This window comes from Levilactobacillus andaensis, assembly GCF_016861695.1.
Lineage (GTDB): Bacteria > Bacillota > Bacilli > Lactobacillales > Lactobacillaceae > Levilactobacillus > Levilactobacillus andaensis.
Genome location: NZ_BOLP01000005.1, coordinates 100010 through 117596, shown reverse-complemented (window position 1 = coordinate 117596; position 17587 = coordinate 100010). Strand labels below are relative to the sequence as shown.

Sequence of the window (17587 nt, the reverse complement as noted above, 5' to 3'; positions counted from 1 at the left end):
TTTCAATTATAGTCGAATCGGTTCATCGTCACAATTTAGGTTAAATTAAGGTTTATTTATACTGGGGCTTTAGAAAGCCGCCGTACATTAATCAGTGTTGAGAACGCTGAGGGGGGAGTTCATCATTAGCGAGAATGTTTTAGTCGTCAAACATGTCAGTAAGCAATTCGGGGAGTTCCAGGCGCTAACTGACATTAGCTTGACCGTCAAGGCAGGGGATATTTACGGGTTAATCGGTGAAAATGGGGCGGGAAAGACCACGTTGATGCGGCTGATCACTGGGTTATCTCATTTAACCGCGGGGAAAATCACCCTATTGGGCGAATCGGTTGGCCACTATCGCCATGCCCTGCGGCGAACGGGGGCCATCATTGAGAATCCAGTGGCTTTTCCCAATTTAACCGTTGACCAAAATTTAAAGCTGTGTGCGATTCAACATGGTCTCGCCGAACCGCAATTGATTCCGGAAGCACTGGATTTCGTGGATCTTACGGCTAAACAGGCGACCAAGGCCAGTCAGTTATCACTGGGGCAACGACAACGACTGGGACTTGCCCTAGCCATCTTACCCCAACCGGATTTCTTGATTCTGGACGAGCCCATCAATGGTCTTGATCCAAGCGGGATTGTTGAATTCCGTCAATTAATCAAGCGGTTGAATGAAGAGCGTCACACAACCATCCTGATGGCGAGTCATATTTTGTCGGAATTATATCAGGTCGCTAACCGATTTGGGATCATTCATCACGGCCGATTGATCAAGGAGCTGACCAAGGCGGAGTTGGACGTGATCAATCAGTCTGGTCTGGAGATTACGGTCGATCAGGTGACACTCGCAGGGCAGGTCTTAGACCATGCGGGTATCGACAAATTTGCGATTCTCGATGATCATCACCTCATCGTTCACCAGACTGTGCTGCCGGCCGCAACGATTAACCGAGTACTGGTCGAACATGGGGTTGCCGTTTCGAAAATCGTTCAGCGTGAAAGCTCGTTGGAACAGTACTATACCAGATTGATTGTGGAGGAGGCCCCAGCGGATGTTGAATCAGATTAAGGCGGATGCTTATCGTCAAATTCATAGTCGCGGGATCTATTTCACGCTCGCTGCCGCTATCCTCTTAGGTGGGGTGATCACGTTTGATGGGAGTTTCTACGGCATCATGGTCAGCTCGACCACCATGCGTCGTCTGGGGGCAGCCAATTGGTCGGCGTTGACTGGTCTGCGGAGTGCCACGTTATCGGCAACGATTTTGCTGTACCTAGCGATTGCCTTGTTTGTGCTGGTGATCGGTCAGGAATTTTCTAAGCAGGTTTATAAAAATACATTAGTCTCGGGGATTTCACGACTGGCTTTTATGATCAGCAAGCTGATTACTCTGCTGGTCGATGTCCTTGTCCTGACACTTAGTTACTATGGGGTTGTTATTCTAGTTGGCGGATTAACCGGTTGGTCGGCGGGAGCACCACTGCTCACTTTGGTACAGACACTGGGCATGATGTTACTGATAATTTTATTCTTTATCGATGCAATTCTCAGCATGGGCGTCATCGTCTTGATTTTGACCGATTCAATTGTGACCGCCGCGCTATTTATTACGCTGTGGCCGGTCCTAATTGCGACCTGTTCGGACGTGTTGGGTTGGCGGTGGCTGACGTACATTGATTTTACCGATGTTGTTCAGAAGATAGCTTTGGGCACGTTGAAGATCACCGGTCTGGTTCCGTACTTGGTCGTGTGTCTGGTCATCATTATCGCTGCGGGTGGGGTTTCAGCGATGATGTTGCAGCGTAAAGAATTATAGGGGAGATATTGCAGATGAGTAAGCGTCAGGTGAAAGGGTTAATCGCCATCCTAATTGTTGTGTTCTTAGGCGTTGAAACCGTCAAGATAGTCCGAATGCCACATCATTTAACGACTCAGCAAATTTTGCAACGATTCAGTTGGCATGTAAACACGAAGCAGGGTTCTGTCGGAATTGCTAAATTTTCTAAGTCAATGATGGAAATCACCGACGCCCATTCTAGTCATCGCTATCGCTACTCAGTTGACGATTATAATCAGGTGTTAAGCATTAGGAGTGGCAGTCTTAAGGGCCGGTACGCCATGAAAATGGATACGATTGATTATAAACTGGTTCCGGAAAAGGGTCATCGGGGGCAACAGGACATTCGATTGATCAGAATTGATTGATGGGGGCAGAGAAAATGCTATTTTTGTTAGAGTTACCTTTGTTTTTGTTGCGAATGGGATTACTGATGTTCAGATTACTTTTTCATTTGTTTTGGATTATTCTGCTAGTAGTTCTGCTAGTTGGTGTTTTGGGGTGGAAGGTGATTTTGCCGATTGTTTTTTAGCAGATATTAAAAAATAAATAAGGTCGAAAAAGTGGTTCAGTCAATGGTATAGGTCATTGACTGAACCATTTGTGGTTTCCGGGACCTAGATTTTTTTACTTCTCAACAGTGTCGTTTAGACTAAGCAAGTGATTGAAGGAGGGAATTTCTATGGACAAGAAGGCCGAGATCATCCGCAAGTATTTTGAGCTTTCAGATTTAGCATCGGCTGATGAACGCGCTGTGAATGAAATAATTGCGCTCTTCTCAGACACTGCCGTCGTTAAGGGAGCCAATGGGTTTGTCGCCGATACACCAGCAAAAATTACGAGTTTCTTTATGCAATTTTTCCAAGACAATCAGAAGCTACGCCATCTTTGTCAGGTTACTGTGGCTAATGGTGCCTACAAGGCCGAATGGGCCGTGGCTGGCCGCAAGAGTGGCGGAAAACTATTTGCCTTTCATGGGGTTGATACGTATCAATTTGACCAAAGCAATCACATCACTTACTTGCAGGTCGAAATTCGTGATTAAGAATTGAATCAGGTTGCGTCTAAAAAAATGCATGAATCAAACGGATTCGAGAATCGTAGAAAACAAATCTTGAATTTTTTAAAGGAGTTGAGCTAAATGCATATTCTTTTTCAAATTAATGCGCTGTTAAGATTTTTAATAGAAATGATAACTCTAATAGCATTAGCTTTTGTAGGTTTTACAAAATATAAGTTACCACTTAATTTACTGATGGGGATTTTAGTACCAATTGTAATTTATGTGATTTGGTCTATTTGTATGGCTCCTTTATCACCAAACAGAGTGGGCCTACTTTTGAGAGTAACGATTGAGATTATCATTTTTGGCCTCTGTAGTTATATGATAATAACTAAAATATCACTTCGTGTAGGGACTGTATATGGAGTTATAGTTGCTCTGAATGCAATAATGGCACACATTGGAGATGGAATATATGGCAGTAGTTTATAAAATGGAAAATGTTTATCAAAAATACAAGGGTGAAAAAAATTTGCGATCAGGTTGTCAGTAAAAATATAGTTGTTCCGGACGTCTTGACCTAATTTAGTCTAATTCCTAGCCTTTTGCGGTAAACTTAAGGGAGTAAGAAAAATACGTTAAAGAAAACGAGGGAGCCGTATGTTAAAAGACGAGCAGATTGTGTGGGCCATTCACCAAATGGAAGAAGACATTGGTCCGGTGGGGCCATCGCTGGACGCCAGAATACCCTTCCAATTTCTAGTTTCGGTGATTCTCAGTGCGCAGGCAACGGATGTGTCGGTGAATAAAGTCACGCCGATTCTATTTGACAAATATCCCGAACCAAAAGACCTGATGGCTGCCAATGTGACCGACGTTGAACTGATCATCAAGAGTGTTGGCCTATTTCACAACAAGGCACGTAATATCATCAAGACGGCTAGAATTGTCCATGAAGAGCTCAACGATGTGGTTCCGACCGACCGAAAGGGCATTATGGCACTACCAGGCGCGGGGCGGAAAACGGCTAACGTGGTCCTGAGCGATGTCTTTGGCCAGCCGACTTTTGCGGTGGACACCCACGTTTCGGCAATCTCCAAGCGGCTGCATTTTGTCGGCCAGTCGGCATCCCCCTTGCAGGTCGAAAATAAAATCGTCAGTGTTCTCCAACCGGAAGAGCTCCATCAGGCTCACCACACCATGATTGAATACGGCCGGAAATATTCGATGAAGCTGACGCCTGAAAAAGAGGTCTGCCAGTTGATTATTGACTGCGACAAGCTGAATGAGGAGAACGAGGCTGAAGTATAATTTCATAAGTTTTTAGAGACTTGCGGCCCCCAATACGCTATGATAGAGGGTGAGCAAAAGATCCCTGAAGGAGGCCATCGACATGGCAGATGTCTTACTAGTCATTGATCTTCAAAATGGCGTTTGTTACGGTGAACAGACCGCGGCGAACATGCCACAAGTCATTGCGGGTGTTAACGCGCGCATTGCAGCGTACCGCAAAGCAAAGAAACCAATCGTTTTCGTCCAACATACGGATGAGAACTTGGTCAAAGGAACTCACGATTGGGAATTGATTCCCGAATTGGACTACCGAGACACAGACCCCATTGTGTCCAAGACCCATGCGAACGCTTTTTATCACACCAATTTACGGCGGGTGTTGACCGGTTTTGCCACCGAGTCACTAGAAATCTGTGGCGCGCAGGTCGAATACTGTGTCGACACGACCGTCAAAGTGGCCCACGGTATCGGCTACGATTTACAGATGACCCGCGGGTTAGCGACCACGGTAGACAACAAATTTATGACCGCTGAACAGACGATTGCCTTTTTCGAGGGCATCTGGGATCATCGCTTTGTGACGATGCTAGAACCTTAGTCGGCAACTGTAAAGACGCTCTGAGCTGAAATGTCAGCCAGAACGTCTTTTTTGTTACCGTGTTCGTCTGAATAGCCAGAATAATCCAGCGACAATGAAACTAACTAATAAGGCGCGTAGCCCCCAACCAATCAGCCACAGGGTAAGTAGTTGTGGCAATAATTGAGACCAATCAATCGTTAAGCTAGTCAGCATATTTAGGCATCCTCCTGATTATAGGTTAAAAGAATTCGACCGGCAGCGTGTCCGTCTACCAAATGGTGATGGGCGGTTCGAACGGCAGTAAAGGGCAATTCTTCTTGAATGACGGCTGTCAATTTTCTTTTGGCGAGCTGTTTCAACAGATACCGGTAGTCGTCCGGGGTAATGGCCCCGCTAACAAAGGTGAAAGCCTGCTGCGGGTGTTGGGGCCGATAATGAGGGAGCGCTAACGAAAGAATGTTGACCGGTCCTAGTAGCATTGTTAGCTGGTCCAGTAAGGCTGCCTGACCAGCTAAATCAATGATTTGATCGACAATAGGTGCAGATTTCAGTTGGTCAGCTAGTGATCGGTCGTAGTCCAGCACCTGATTCGCTCCCAAACTAGAGAGCAGGGCGTGCCGACTAGAATGCCCGACTGCAATGACGTGGCAACCGGCTAGCCGTGCCAACTGAACCAAATAGGTGCCGACACTTCCAGTTGCCCCAGTGATCAGCACGGTTTTACCCGCTTTAAGATGACTTTTCTTTAAGGCCAAGTAAGCGGCATCTGCGCCACCGATGATGGTCGTGGCCGCCGCTAGGGAAACGCCTTGTGGTACGGGAAATAGAAGTGGTGGCAACGTTGAGAGTATCTGTTCTTGATGGCTACCGGCTAACTGAACGCCGATTACGGGTTGATTGAGGAGCTGACGGCTACGCAAGCGACCAACCTCACGAACAATGCCGCCGAAGCCATAGCCGACAACGATGGGGAATTTGACCGGGCGTAGCTGTTTGAGCTGACCAGTCTCTGTAAGCACATCGTAAGGCATGACCGGGGTGTAGCGGGTCTCAACTCTGACTGCGAGCGGATTGTGCAATTTGGGTAACGGTCGGGAATCGACTTCTAAGGCGTCAATGCCGTGATAGGACGTCTGCACGATGGCTTGCATTAGGCAATCACCTCCCTGATAGACTCTGCGAGGGCAATCAAGGCTTGGAGTTTCTGAGCGAAGGCCTGCTTAGCGATGGGGGCTAATAACCGTAGTGGAATGGGAATCGCGGAGGTGCGCGTTATCCGGAGGTCTTCGGTAAGTGTGGCTCCGGTCAAGGTGAAGACTAACTCATAGGCTAAACGGCCGCCATGACTGCGATAACTGATCTGGTCGGTTGTCGTAGTGACGGTTACCCATTCGTGTTCATTAAGTGCCGGTGGCCGCCGGGTGAGTTGGACCTCACCATTCGTGGTCGGGATAACTTGAATAATTTCGTCGTCCCACAATGGTAGGTTCTCCGGGTGAGCTAGAATTACGCGTAACCGGTCCTGCTGAGCACGAGTGACGATAACGTTTTGAAATAAACTTTCTGACATTTAAAAAGGCCTCCCTTAATTGGATGGCCTTACTTTAATCGATTCACATATGTTTTAAAAATCAGAATACTGATAGCTCAAAATCTTTCGGGAACCTTTTCGTGAAAGAGGTCCGATAGAAAATGTTGTTTCCGTCGGGCAGTCGAAGCGTCATTTTCACGGCCAGCCTGCGCGGCAATCTCTGCCAGTAACCGGTAGCTGTTGGCCAACATATAGTGGGAGTCGTGGTCGGTGATATAGGTGATGCCGGTCATGAGCCGTTGAGTGGCTAATGTGGAATCTTGTAGAAAATAGGCGGTCAGGGCGGCGAGGTAGAAGATGATATTGCAATTTTCCTCATAGGGACTTTGGTCGATATTGTCGAGTGCCTGGTTGACCAATTGAGTCGCACTGGCCGGTCGCTGCTGTTTGGCCCGGACGGTGGCGAGCGAGGCCATGGCCAGCCGGGTCAATGTCGTTGGCGTTCGTTCTTCAGCCATGGTCGTGGCGAACTTGAGGTTTTGTTCGGCGGCGGTAAGCGTCGGGTCGACATGAAGTTGCGCCACACCCAGATAGTAGTAATACGCCTGTGTTTGCTGCGCGGTGCTTACGGCATCCTGGGTGTTCGGGGCCGCTAAAAAATCGGCCAACTCCTGATAACAATGCTGATTACAGAGCCGTTGCATGTGCGCGTTCAGGCTATCATCCCCGCTAATGGCAAAGTCGGTCGCTAAACTGATCTCGTCGAGTGAAATGTTCAAGCGATGACAGAGTGCCAGTAAGAGCTTGGCGTTCGGCGTGTACCGGTCATTTTCAAGGGCGGATAGCATGGATTGTGCGCAGATACCGGCCGCGACATCTTTTTGCGATCGGTGCTGCTGCCGACGAACCTGTTTAAGCGTTGTGCCGAGTGACATGGCGGTTCCTCCTTTGATGAGTGATTAGGTCTAATCTACCTGGTTTTGGAGGAGAATGCTAGTGAGAAGAATTGAAAATAATGAGCAGATATGTCGCTTGATCCGTCTACATAAGATATGCTTTCTAAAATTTATCCAATTACAATGGGGTGGGTAATCCAAGCAAACCAACTTGTCTAGAATTTGCGCTCATAATGCCCTAAACTTAACGGTTCCGTAACGTTTGATGGGCCAATGCCTTAGTGAGCAAGTAGTCGCTCCCCTAAAAGATTGTGCCTTTAGAACATCTTAATATATTACAGTCGAAATTCCATTGACACATTTCTGTAACCTGCCTATAATAACTGTAATCTTTGGAAGAGGGAGTGGGATTATTATGAAAAAATCTTTAGTATTAATGACTGTTTTGGGGTTAGTCGCACCAATGGCATTGGCCGTACCGGCTTCTGCTAAGACTACGACGGCTGTCGCAACAACGGCGAAGGCTAAGCAGAGTAAGACTTACACAATCGTTGGGTCCAGCTTTTTCAAGCAAGCCAAGACGTTCCACACCAAGGATGCTAAGCCAGTTGTTTACAAGGCAAGCATCGCTGCTGACCGGCCAACCATGACGTTGACAGCTAAGGGAAAACTAAAGTCTGGTACGACTTACAAGGTCACCAAGCAAGCTACCTTGAAGCTTAACGCGAAGAAGAATCAAAAGTACAGTTACGTTAAGGGGCAAGGCTGGGTCGTTGCCAGCCAGTTAACGGCCGGTAAGTTTAAGGCCGCTGACGGTATCAAGGCCAAGGCCGTGAACTACACGATCGTTTCATCTAGCTTCTTCAAGACAGCTAAGACGTTCCACACCAAGGACGCTAAGCCAGTCGTTTACAAGGCATTCATCGCTGCTGACCGGCCAACTGCTACCTTGACGGCTAAGGGCCAGTTAAAGTCCAGCACCACTTACAAAGTAACCAAGCAATTGAAATTAAAGAATTCAGCCAAGAAGACGCAAACGTTTAGTTACGTTAAGGGTCAAGGCTGGGTATTGAAGAGCGCCTTAACTAGTGGTCAATTCAAGAACGCTGACTAATTGGGGAATTAGTTTTACGCGTTAAGAATGGTCACTGAAGTAAGGGAAGTAAAGCATCGGTCATCCGAGAGGTGGCGGTGCTTTTTTATTTTTGAAAACAAAGCGGCAGAAGATCCGAAGTTTAACTCAGATTTTCTGCCGCTTGTGTATTGAGCTTAAATGAATTGATCAATCGTCGAAATGACATGCGCCCAGGTTACAGGATCACATGTTTCGATAAACTCTAGCTGTCTTTTTTCAAAATCCATTGATCTCAGTTGATGCGTAACAACTTCGCCCTTAATTCTATGGGGTTGTTCGATTGTAATATAAGTTCCAAAAGCACGTTTGGTACTAGTAATCGGACAGATTAGGCAAAAACCAGTGAGTTTATTGAATATCGTCTTGCTGACAATTAGTCCAGGACGTCTCTTTTTAATTTCATGACCAATTGACGGATCAAAATTGATGTAAACTAGATTTCCTTGTTCGGGAATGTACATTAGTCATCTGCCTCGTCCCATTCCCGGTCTTCCTTAGAGATGCTATCGCGAAAACCAACCCAGTCATTTTCATTGCTAAAGAGATTATCACGTAAAGGGGTCATGACGAATGTGTCACCAATTCTAATAATTTTGTACTTATCGCCGGCTTCGGCATTAAGTTCACTAGGAATAATTGCGCCTACTGAGTTGCCAATTTTACGAATCGTTGTTTCCATGGTCATCACTCCTTAATATATTAAGTTGTAACCAGTATAACTTGATTTAACATCAGAGACAAGGAAAGGGCATGTAAATCTTTCAAAATAGGTTACTTATTGATGGTGTGGTTCATTCACCAGAATTATGTGTGGTTGCTTTTACCGCTAATGCTGGCTGGTATTGGATTACCAATGGCTGGACCAGCTCTACAGAAGGCGGTGTTCGGCGCGGTTCCGTGGGTAATGATCGGTAAGAATCCGACATCGATAATGTTTTTCGCTTGCTGGGCGGGGCGCGCTGTACTATCACTGCTGGGACTGGTTTGGTCAGTTCTTTTGCAATTTGCGAAAATTTTTCAACCCGCGATTAAAATCGCAGGCTTTTTGCTTAGTTAATAAATAGGTTGACTATAGCTTCTTCTAACCCCACTCTTTCACCCGCCCCAGCTTACCACTTACCTAGCAAAAATCGCCACTTAATCCAATCACCGAGACGGCATGGGCACTCGGGGTGTATTCTCCTGACATAGGAGATGAGGCAGATGTTATTAGAAGCGCAACACTTAACCAAGACCTTTGGGGACCACGTCGCCGTCAACGCGGTGGACCTGCAGATTGAAAAGGGGAGTTTTACCGCACTACTGGGACCAAATGGGGCGGGCAAGTCGACGACCATGAACATGCTGATTGGCCTGCTGCAACCGACGGCCGGTCAGGTGACCTATGACCATGACCCCAAGCTGGGCGTTGTCTTTCAGGGCAGCGTGCTGGACGATATCTTAACGGTCCGGGAAAATTTACAGATTCGCGCGGGACAGTACCGCCACGTCCCCACTGACCGCGTAGCCGTTTTGAGTCAGCAGCTGGGACTCACCACGTTTATGTCGCAACGCTACGGTACCTTATCTGGTGGGCAACGACGGCGAGTCGACATCGCCCGGGCCCTGATCAATGAGCCAGATATTTTATTCTTGGATGAACCCACGACCGGCCTGGATATTCAGACGCGATTAGCCATCTGGACGCTGATTCAACGCCTGCAGCGTGACCATCAGCTGACCGTCATTCTCACCACACACTACTTGGATGAGGCCGATGCGGCGGACAACGTCATCATCATCGACCATGGCCGGGTCTTAGCTCGGGGAACGGCGACCGAAATTAAAAAACGCTATGCGGCGGATCAGTTGACACTGATTTCACCGGATGTCGCGCAATTAGCAGCGCAGGTGACGCAGAAACCGCTGCGGCGGACGACCGACCAGCTTGTCTTTAGCTTGCCAACGATGCAGGCCGCGCTCGACATTTTGACAGCAAACCGATCACTGATCAGTAACTTTGAATTTCGGCCGGGCACCATGGATGATGCCTTCTTGGCTTTAACGGGAAAGGAGATGCGGTAATGATGCTAGCCATGATCAAACGTAACTTATTGCTGTACTTTCGGGATCACAGCGGCGTCTTCTTTTCGCTCCTAGGCGCGCTCATCTCGTTTGTCCTGTACCTGGTCTTCTTGAAGAAAAACATGTTAACGAGTTGGCACCAGATGCCCGACGCAAAGCCGTTACTCGACACCTGGCTGATTGGGGGCACACTGGCCATTACCAGCATCACCACGACTCTCAGTAGTCTGGCGTTGATGGTTACAGATAAGGAAAAGCACATTGTGGCCGACCTGGAGTTAACCGATGCCGGCCCAATGCGCCTATTTACCAGCTACTTGCTCAGCGCCGCGGTGATCGGTGCACTGACGCAGTTGGCGATGTTCGTCATCATGTGGGGTGGTTTTTACCTGACGGATGGCCTGACGCTGTCCACCACAGCAGTCCTGAACACGCTGGGACTCATGGTCACCAGTTCGCTTCTAGCAGTCGTGGTGAATGCGGCAATCGTCCAAGGCATCCACACGGTAGATAGTTTAGGCAAACTGGGGACCATTGTAGGGACCGCGGCGGGCTTCCTAGTGGGGACGTACATCCCCATTGGGACCTTGCCTAGTTTCGCGCAGGGTATGGTTAAATTCATCCCCGGAAGCTACGTGGCCGCGCTCTATCGGCAATTCTTGATGGATGACAAATTGAAGACAGCCTTTTCTGGAAATTTAGCGGCTAGAAACACCTTTGATCGATTGATGGGTGTCCGGTTAAACTGGTCGACCTTGTTGACCCAACAGGAAACTTACCTCATAATGGGATTAATCTTTAGCGGCGCCGTTATCCTGGTATTTGGCGTAGAGTGGCTACGACTCCAACGTCGGCGCCGGGTAGTCCGCGAGCAGTAAGCAAAATGGGGGGGGGATTGGCGTGCGGCATAAATTTGAGCAGAATCCGGATATTGATCCGGCTGATCCATTGGTGGTCGTCCAGGCGGCTGCGGAGAGTCCGGAAACAACGGCGATTTCGGCTTATCTGGACAGCTATCAAACTAGTCGTACCGGTATTATTCCCGTCAAAACGCCGGAACGGCTGGTGATGGTGAAGACAGCCACGATTATTCTTGCCGATGTCCAACACGAGACCCTCCTGCTGTATACCACGACGGGAACAATCACCACCCACGAAACGTTGCGACATCTCGTCCAACGGTTGGGCGACCCCAATTTCATTCAGGTCTCCAAGCATGGTGTGTTGAATTTGGACCACCTGCAGTCGCTGGAAGACAGTTTTTCTGGGAACATGACCGCCGTCTTAACGACAAACCTCAAGACGGCGGTGAGTCGTAAGTATGTCAAAGGGTTAATGAGCCAATTGGGCTTATAAGGAGGGGAAGCTATGACTAAAATACTCAGGTACGCTATCAGAGGTGTGAGTTATGGTGCCGTTGCCTACCTCCTGCTGATTGCATTTCATGTGGCGCCCGACACCGTATCGTCTAAAGTCGTTGTCAGTCTATTTCTAGCGAGTGGGGCAATTGGCGTTCTCAGCCTCATCTTCGATAGTGATCATGAAGAGGTGGCCTGGCCATTGGCGTTTGCCATTCATTTGGTCGGAACGGCGGCGTTGATCTTACTCCTGATGGTGTATAATAACTGGTCGATTGGCCTCGCCTTTTGGATTGAGTTTGTCTTGATCTACGTCATTGTGTGGGTCGTCGTCATGCTAGACCAGCACCTCCGTGTCAGCCAGATCAATCAGGCGTTGAAGCAACGTGCGAAACATAAGTCGTGAAAAATAATTCTGATAGGATAAGGGATATGACACAGCAAACACAGACAACTGAAGCTGAAATTAAGGTTTTCAAGGCTCTGGCTGATCCAATTCGACTGGAGATCATCCGGTATCTGAATCAATTGGACCATGAAGTCTCCTGTGGTGAAATTGGTCAGGTTATGCACATTAGCAAGACGTCCGGGTCGTATCATTTTAAAATTTTGCAGGAGGCGGGACTGATCACCACGCACAAGGTGGCCCGTGAAAAGTATGTGAGTTTAGACCGGTCGACGGTTGACCAGTACCTAACCCATTTCTGGCAAAACTTATAGGTCATTAGACCAATGGGGAGGAGATCATCAGGATCTTCTCTTTTTTGTTTTGCCGCTTGTCAGCGATTGGTAGCCATGGTATGTTTACATAGTTCAAAAACATTTGAACTATATTTTGACATTAGGGAGACGGAGAACATGACAGGGGAAAAGATCAAATCGGGGTGGGTACTGGTACTGACATCGTTGGGATTTTTTATGGCCATGATGGATGCGATGATCGTCACCACGGCGGCCACCGCGATTCGCACCGAATTTCAGATTTCGGTTGGCACGTTACAGTGGGCGCTGAACGCTTACAATATCACGATTGCTGCGGTTCTATTGGTCGGTGTCTCGTTAGGGGAACGTTGGGGGCGTCGGCGAATCTACAATTGGGGAATCTTAATTTTTACAATGGGCTCAGTATTCTGTGCACTGGCGCCGAATATCAATTGGTTGATCTTAGCCCGAATCATTGAAGGCATCGGGGCGTCAGTCATGACCCCCATGTCAATGGCCATCCTCACCAATGCTTTACCGGCTAGGCAACGAGGCCGTGCTCTGGGAATTTGGAGTGGTATCGGCGGACTGGCTTTAATTGTCGGCCCCTCGTTGGGCGGCTTCATTGTGGCTCGGTTGACTTGGCAATGGATTTTCTGGATCAACGTGCCGGTTGGCATTTTGGCCGTTCTGTTATCGCGGCGTTATTTGCCAGAAAGCCATGGTCAAAGTGACCCCATCAACCTCGGGGATAGCCTGTTAATTATCGTTGCCATGGCGGGAACCGTCTGGGCACTATCGGCAACGACCGATGGCGGCCAGTTAGGCTGGGCGTTGCCAATTGGCTTGCTGAGCATTGGGAGCGCCGGTTGGTTCATTGTTCGCCAGGCACATGCGGAGTTGCCGATGATTGATCTCAGTTTCTTTCGAGCAAGAGCTTTTACTGGTGGCAACCTCGCCACGGCTTGTCTCTATGGGTCCATGTATGGGGTCGTGTTCTTCCTACCACAGTATTTCCAGGCTAGTCAGCACGCTACGGCATTAACGGCGGGCCTGGAGCTCTTACCCTGGACGGGAACGTTGGTTGTCGTGGCCCCATTTGCGGGTCGAGCGGTCGATCGATTTGGGGAACGATGGGTCGCCACGTTGGGATTGTTGTTGCAAGGTGTGGGTTACTTATTGATCGCGTGGTTCGTTCACCAGAGCTATGCGTGGTTGGTTTTACCGCTAATGCTGTCTGGAATTGGATTATCAATGGCTGGGCCAGCTCTACAAAAAGCGGTGCTCGGCGCGGTTCCAAGGGTGATGATTGGCAAGGCGTCCGGTATCTATAATGTCTTTCGATTGCTCGGTGGGGCGCTGGGGACAACCATTGCTGTTATGATCTTTTATCAGTTTCATGGCAACGGGTTTATCAGTGGTTTTCAGGCAGCGATGATGGGGAGTGCGGTGCTATCGTTGCTGGGATTGGTATGGTCAGGACATTTACGTACTGACAAGGTACCGAATGTAAAACGGTAAGCCATTCTGATTTGAGATTATTTGCCAAATAGGTTGTATTTACTTAATAAGGAAAGCTACTGAGCAGAAGGTAAGTAATTAGGAAACTCAAAGTAAGTTGTTAGAAACGACTGTTATGGCTAATTGGTCATAACAGTTTTTCGTATTATCATTTTTTTAAAAGATATGGTGTCGATATTCATTACTCAAGCTGAGCTGTTTAAGCGTATAATTAGAGTAAATTAAATACATCGGAGAATTAAATGCCAAAAAAAGGGAAGAGCACGAATAGCTTGATGAGACATATTCGTGATAACCATCATATAGAAATTTATGGTGCAAATGATAAGAAGAACCTTTTACGAATGGGTTATTTTCATGGCTATAAAGCATATAAATTCAATAAGGACGTTCAGCATGAATTTGTGTTAAACGATTTTCAGGAAATAAAGCACATTTACCAATTTGATAATGAATTAAAGTCGGTATTCTATGGACCAATGATGCAATTGGAAACAACTCTGAAAAATTATACAATTGCAATCATTGTTGCTGAGAGTGATACAGATTTTGAGTCGGTTTATAAGACGCAACTAACGCAGTATAAAGACATTCAGGAGCTTAACCGTAAGAATAGTCCAAATGGTAATGTAAGTAACAATGCGAATAGTAAAGTACAAAAGAGCATAAAGCAACGGTTCGACTTGAAGAAATCTTTTGACGAAGCAATTGCTAGAAAATATCAAAATAATATTGTTCAGCATTACTTGAAATATGGACAACCGCTACCATTATGGGCTATATTTGAACTGATATCGTTCGGTGAATTCGGTATGTTTTTGAATTGCTTGAATACAGAATCACGCTTAAAGTTAGAAGAAGCTCTTGGAATTAAAGATATTGCTATAGACACATCGGGTGTAATGATTGCAAGACATGTTTTTATTTTGAAAGACTTGAGGAATGCAATTGCTCATAACCATATTGTCTTTGATTGTCGTTTCAAGGAGACAGGCGTAAAAAGGGTAGTTGCTCAGCAGTTGGAAAATAAGCTGACAATTGATAATATTAAGTTTGATACAGTTGTGGATTATCTGATCCTAATTGTTTACTATCAAGTAAGTCTTGGAATTTCAAAGACTGATACAAATGCCTTGGTTCGAAGGTTTAATGAAGTAGTTCGTCAGTTTAAAAGTCAAGTTGGACAAAGCATTTTCGATTCAACAATTGGCACCGATGTTTTTAATAAAATTGAGGGCATGAGTCGATTTATTTCAAATCAATAGTCTTTACAAGAGATGGATAATCATCTATACTTTAATTACTAATTGAGGTGTGTGTTTTCGGACCACACTTGAAATGGGAGATTGCGTTTGCTTTCGCCCATTTTTTTATACAAAAAATTTGGTTTTAGATAAGATCTGATTGCAATCAAACTGCGGTCCTTACTTTTTGGACACCTATTTTTAGTTTCAAAGGACAGTCAAAGCAAAGAGGCCTATTTTGCTCTGACTGTCCTTTTTGTTATCTACAACCAATCGTTAGTAAGGTGATTGACCCAGTCACATGGTCAACTCGGCACTTCGCCACTATTTAAGGTTTAATGGAGGTGGAGAGGAGTTGGTCATCCATGACCGATGAAGAAAAATTGCAGCGGATTTACGCGGCGGCGAGTGAATTGTTCATTCAACCAGGGTATCATGAAACACAGATGCAAATGATTGCGCAGCGGGCGCACGTTGCGGTGGGGACATTGTACCGACTGTTTAGTGGCAAGGAGGCCCTCTTGGACTACGTGTTTTTGACGACCTTGCCGACAACCGAGAGTACATCGTGGTCGACCTATCCTTTACAACCGGTTGATCCACGAGAGCTGGTACGGCGGACGGAAGCCGCATATAGTGATTGGAATCATCAACTAGCTGGACAGCAGACGACTAGTTTTGACCAGCTATTAACGGCCTTGTTTACAGCGTTTAAACGGTATGGGCGTTACTTCTTGATCCTCGAGCATAATCCAACGGTGAATCCGGCGCTGACCGCACTGTATCGCCAGCAGCGCCAGGCAATCTATCAACACGTGGGCAATTTTCTGCAGGAACATCAACCGGACTTGAACGATCCGCAACGCAACGGGGTAGTCGTGGTCGATCTCGTGTTCTGGTGGTGCGCTCACAAGCGCTACGACAGCTTTGAAACGGAGATGGCCCGCAATGATGATGAGCAAATGTTGACCGTTGTCCGAGAGATGTTGCGGCGTAGCTATCAGTGAGCCCCTTAATTAGCTGACCGGTCGAAGACCCATGAAATGGCTGCCAAAAATTGTGTTTTGGGCGGGAGTGTTTAGACTGGGTGGCAATCGAATGAATGATTCGTTCGTTCGGTAAAGCAAGGGGGAGAGAATATGAAATCTCATGAATGGTCCTATCTCAAGCATCATCCAGCAGTTTGGCGAATCTTACTAGGCATTTTAGTGATTCCGCTGTTTTATGCGAGCTTGTTTTTGGCGTCCGTTTGGAATCCGTACGGTGAGCTCCATCACCTGCCAATGGCGGTGGTCGATCAAGATAGACCTACGCGCACATTGGCCTGGGGGCGGACGGTGTCGCGGAAGTTGGTCAACGACAAGTCGCTCCAGTTTCATCGGATGAGCGCGGCGAAGGCTCGGCGGGAGTTGAAGGACGGTCGGCTATTTCTGGTCTTGAAGATTCCAGCCAACGCATCGCAAACCCTGAGTCATTTGGCAACGACACCGAAGCAACTAAAGGTGACCTATGACACCAATGCGGGTCAGAGCACGGTGGCTTCAAAAATGGGAGCGACCGTGATGCAAAAACTGCAGACAACGCTTAACCAAGCAGCGGTTCAAGCCGAATTACAGGCTAGCCAGAACGCGGCGCTTACGGTGGGAAAACAGTTAACGTTGACGGCCAAGCAGTTAGGTCAGCTGCAACACGCCAGCACAGTCGGTTTACCAGCAGCCCAGGTTGCCGCGGCAACGCAGAAAATTGTGGCCGGTTTGACCAAGGGTGGTGAACAACTCAGCGAGGTTCGGCGGGCAGATCAGTTGAAGCAGTTGGCGATGCCCGTAAAGTTGACGCAGCATGACGTGGTGGCCGTTGCCAACAACGGAACGGGCATGGCCCCATACTTTATGGCGATTTCGCTATTCGTGGGTTGCATTACACTTAACATTATTTATGACGCTCGCAAGCGTCACGGGGAATACCGCAACTTTGCGCTGGCTTGGCTGGATAAAATGGGATTTCTCTGGGGATTTGTGGTGTTAGCGGCGTCCTTCATGTGGCTGGGCGTGCGTTACATCATTGGCTTACGGCCACTGGAACCGGGCGAAACGTACCTGTTAAGCTTGCTTGTTGTGTTGGCATTCTTCAGTCTGGTGACCTGTTTCCGGTTGTGGTTTGGCCTAACGGGGGCGTGGTTGATGCTGCTGTTCATGCTATTTCAGATTGGGGCCTCTGGAGGGACGTATCCGATTGAACTGACCAATCCGTTCTACCGGGCCGTTCATCCGTACTTGCCGATGACCGTTGCAATGGCTGGTTTGCGGCATACAATTTCACTTGGCGGTTCGATTGCGGGGATTAGCTGGATTTTGGCTGGAATCGCAGTGGTCTTTAGTTTGGGGACGTTGGCATACTTTTACTGGCACCGAGCAGACCCGGCGGTGATGTAAGC

The 17587-nt window shown here is 47.6% G+C and carries 24 protein-coding genes; 18 read left to right on the top strand and 6 right to left on the bottom strand.

The window, feature by feature from the left end:
* Positions 1-124: 124 nt before the first annotated feature.
* The 8 genes from JUF10_RS05260 to JUF10_RS05225 all read left to right on the top strand — a co-directional run bounded on the left by JUF10_RS05260 (position 125) and on the right by JUF10_RS05225 (position 4720).
* Positions 125-1057 carry an ABC transporter ATP-binding protein gene (locus JUF10_RS05260; RefSeq protein WP_203641354.1) on the top strand — a complete coding sequence of 311 codons (933 nt, stop codon included), beginning with the start codon at positions 125-127 and terminating at the stop codon, positions 1055-1057.
* Positions 1041-1805 carry an ABC transporter permease gene (locus JUF10_RS05255; RefSeq protein ID WP_203641202.1) on the top strand — a complete coding sequence of 255 codons (765 nt, stop codon included), beginning with the start codon at positions 1041-1043 and terminating at the stop codon, positions 1803-1805. Before JUF10_RS05260 ends, JUF10_RS05255 begins: the two co-directional genes overlap by 17 nt.
* A 14-nt stretch (positions 1806-1819) precedes the next feature.
* Positions 1820-2194, top strand: a complete 375-nt coding sequence (locus tag JUF10_RS05250; RefSeq protein WP_203641201.1) for a hypothetical protein — start codon at positions 1820-1822, stop codon at positions 2192-2194.
* Complete coding sequence (locus JUF10_RS05245; protein ID WP_203641200.1) at positions 2187-2375, top strand: hypothetical protein; 189 nt, start codon at positions 2187-2189, stop codon at positions 2373-2375. Before JUF10_RS05250 ends, JUF10_RS05245 begins: the two co-directional genes overlap by 8 nt.
* Before the next feature lie 133 nt (positions 2376-2508).
* Entirely contained in the window at positions 2509-2871 is a 363-nt protein-coding gene (locus JUF10_RS05240) for a hypothetical protein (RefSeq protein ID WP_203641199.1), read from the top strand.
* 96 nt (positions 2872-2967) lie between these two features.
* Positions 2968-3321 carry a YrdB family protein gene (locus tag JUF10_RS05235; protein ID WP_203641198.1) on the top strand — a complete coding sequence of 118 codons (354 nt, stop codon included), beginning with the start codon at positions 2968-2970 and terminating at the stop codon, positions 3319-3321.
* A 168-nt stretch (positions 3322-3489) separates the two neighbouring features.
* Positions 3490-4140, top strand: a complete 651-nt coding sequence (locus tag JUF10_RS05230) for an endonuclease III domain-containing protein (protein WP_203641197.1) — start codon at positions 3490-3492, stop codon at positions 4138-4140.
* 82 nt (positions 4141-4222) lie between these two features.
* On the top strand, positions 4223-4720 hold the full coding sequence (locus tag JUF10_RS05225) for a cysteine hydrolase family protein (protein ID WP_203641196.1): 498 nt from the start codon (positions 4223-4225) through the stop codon (positions 4718-4720).
* 54 nt (positions 4721-4774) lie between these two features.
* Here the strand turns inward: JUF10_RS05225 and JUF10_RS05220 are convergent, their stop codons facing one another.
* The 4 genes from JUF10_RS05220 to JUF10_RS05205 all read right to left on the bottom strand — a co-directional run bounded on the left by JUF10_RS05220 (position 4775) and on the right by JUF10_RS05205 (position 7168).
* On the bottom strand, positions 4775-4915 hold the full coding sequence (locus JUF10_RS05220; RefSeq protein WP_203641195.1) for a hypothetical protein: 141 nt from the start codon (positions 4913-4915) through the stop codon (positions 4775-4777).
* A gap of 2 nt (positions 4916-4917) precedes the next feature.
* Entirely contained in the window at positions 4918-5853 is a 936-nt protein-coding gene (locus JUF10_RS05215) for a zinc-binding dehydrogenase (RefSeq protein ID WP_203641194.1), read from the bottom strand.
* Positions 5853-6272, bottom strand: coding sequence for an SRPBCC family protein (locus tag JUF10_RS05210; protein WP_203641193.1), 420 nt, complete (start codon positions 6270-6272; stop codon positions 5853-5855). Before JUF10_RS05210 ends, JUF10_RS05215 begins: the two co-directional genes overlap by 1 nt.
* A 77-nt stretch (positions 6273-6349) precedes the next feature.
* Positions 6350-7168 carry a helix-turn-helix transcriptional regulator gene (locus tag JUF10_RS05205; protein ID WP_203641192.1) on the bottom strand — a complete coding sequence of 273 codons (819 nt, stop codon included), beginning with the start codon at positions 7166-7168 and terminating at the stop codon, positions 6350-6352.
* A gap of 376 nt (positions 7169-7544) precedes the next feature.
* Between JUF10_RS05205 and JUF10_RS05200 the strand changes: the two genes are divergently transcribed.
* On the top strand, positions 7545-8243 hold the full coding sequence (locus JUF10_RS05200) for a hypothetical protein (protein WP_203641191.1): 699 nt from the start codon (positions 7545-7547) through the stop codon (positions 8241-8243).
* 155 nt (positions 8244-8398) lie between these two features.
* Here JUF10_RS05200 and JUF10_RS05195 read toward each other — a convergent pair whose 3' ends face one another.
* Complete coding sequence (locus JUF10_RS05195; RefSeq protein WP_203641190.1) at positions 8399-8725, bottom strand: type II toxin-antitoxin system PemK/MazF family toxin; 327 nt, start codon at positions 8723-8725, stop codon at positions 8399-8401.
* Positions 8725-8943, bottom strand: a complete 219-nt coding sequence (locus tag JUF10_RS05190) for an AbrB/MazE/SpoVT family DNA-binding domain-containing protein (protein WP_203641189.1) — start codon at positions 8941-8943, stop codon at positions 8725-8727. The genes JUF10_RS05195 and JUF10_RS05190 overlap by 1 nt, the downstream gene beginning before the upstream one ends.
* 524 nt (positions 8944-9467) lie before the next feature.
* On the opposite strand from JUF10_RS05190, the gene JUF10_RS05185 reads away from it, so the two are divergent.
* The 9 genes from JUF10_RS05185 to JUF10_RS05145 all read left to right on the top strand — a co-directional run bounded on the left by JUF10_RS05185 (position 9468) and on the right by JUF10_RS05145 (position 17585).
* Complete coding sequence (locus JUF10_RS05185; RefSeq protein WP_203641188.1) at positions 9468-10328, top strand: ABC transporter ATP-binding protein; 861 nt, start codon at positions 9468-9470, stop codon at positions 10326-10328.
* A 2-nt stretch (positions 10329-10330) separates the two neighbouring features.
* Positions 10331-11206: an ABC transporter permease gene (locus JUF10_RS05180; RefSeq protein WP_203641353.1), complete on the top strand. Its 876-nt coding sequence runs from the start codon at positions 10331-10333 to the stop codon at positions 11204-11206.
* A 22-nt stretch (positions 11207-11228) separates the two neighbouring features.
* On the top strand, positions 11229-11684 hold the full coding sequence (locus JUF10_RS05175; protein WP_203641187.1) for a response regulator transcription factor: 456 nt from the start codon (positions 11229-11231) through the stop codon (positions 11682-11684).
* Between the two features lie 12 nt (positions 11685-11696).
* On the top strand, positions 11697-12092 hold the full coding sequence (locus tag JUF10_RS05170) for a DUF3021 domain-containing protein (RefSeq protein ID WP_203641186.1): 396 nt from the start codon (positions 11697-11699) through the stop codon (positions 12090-12092).
* Between the two features lie 26 nt (positions 12093-12118).
* Positions 12119-12406, top strand: coding sequence for an ArsR/SmtB family transcription factor (locus JUF10_RS05165; protein WP_203641185.1), 288 nt, complete (start codon positions 12119-12121; stop codon positions 12404-12406).
* 138 nt (positions 12407-12544) lie between these two features.
* Entirely contained in the window at positions 12545-13909 is a 1365-nt protein-coding gene (locus JUF10_RS05160; protein WP_203641184.1) for an MFS transporter, read from the top strand.
* 242 nt (positions 13910-14151) lie between these two features.
* On the top strand, positions 14152-15174 hold the full coding sequence (locus JUF10_RS05155) for an Abi family protein (RefSeq protein WP_203641183.1): 1023 nt from the start codon (positions 14152-14154) through the stop codon (positions 15172-15174).
* 344 nt (positions 15175-15518) lie between these two features.
* Entirely contained in the window at positions 15519-16160 is a 642-nt protein-coding gene (locus JUF10_RS05150; RefSeq protein ID WP_203641182.1) for a TetR/AcrR family transcriptional regulator, read from the top strand.
* A gap of 132 nt (positions 16161-16292) precedes the next feature.
* A complete protein-coding gene (locus tag JUF10_RS05145; protein WP_203641181.1) occupies positions 16293-17585 on the top strand; it encodes a YhgE/Pip domain-containing protein in 1293 nt (430 codons plus the stop codon).
* The last annotated feature ends 2 nt before the right edge of the window (positions 17586-17587 follow it).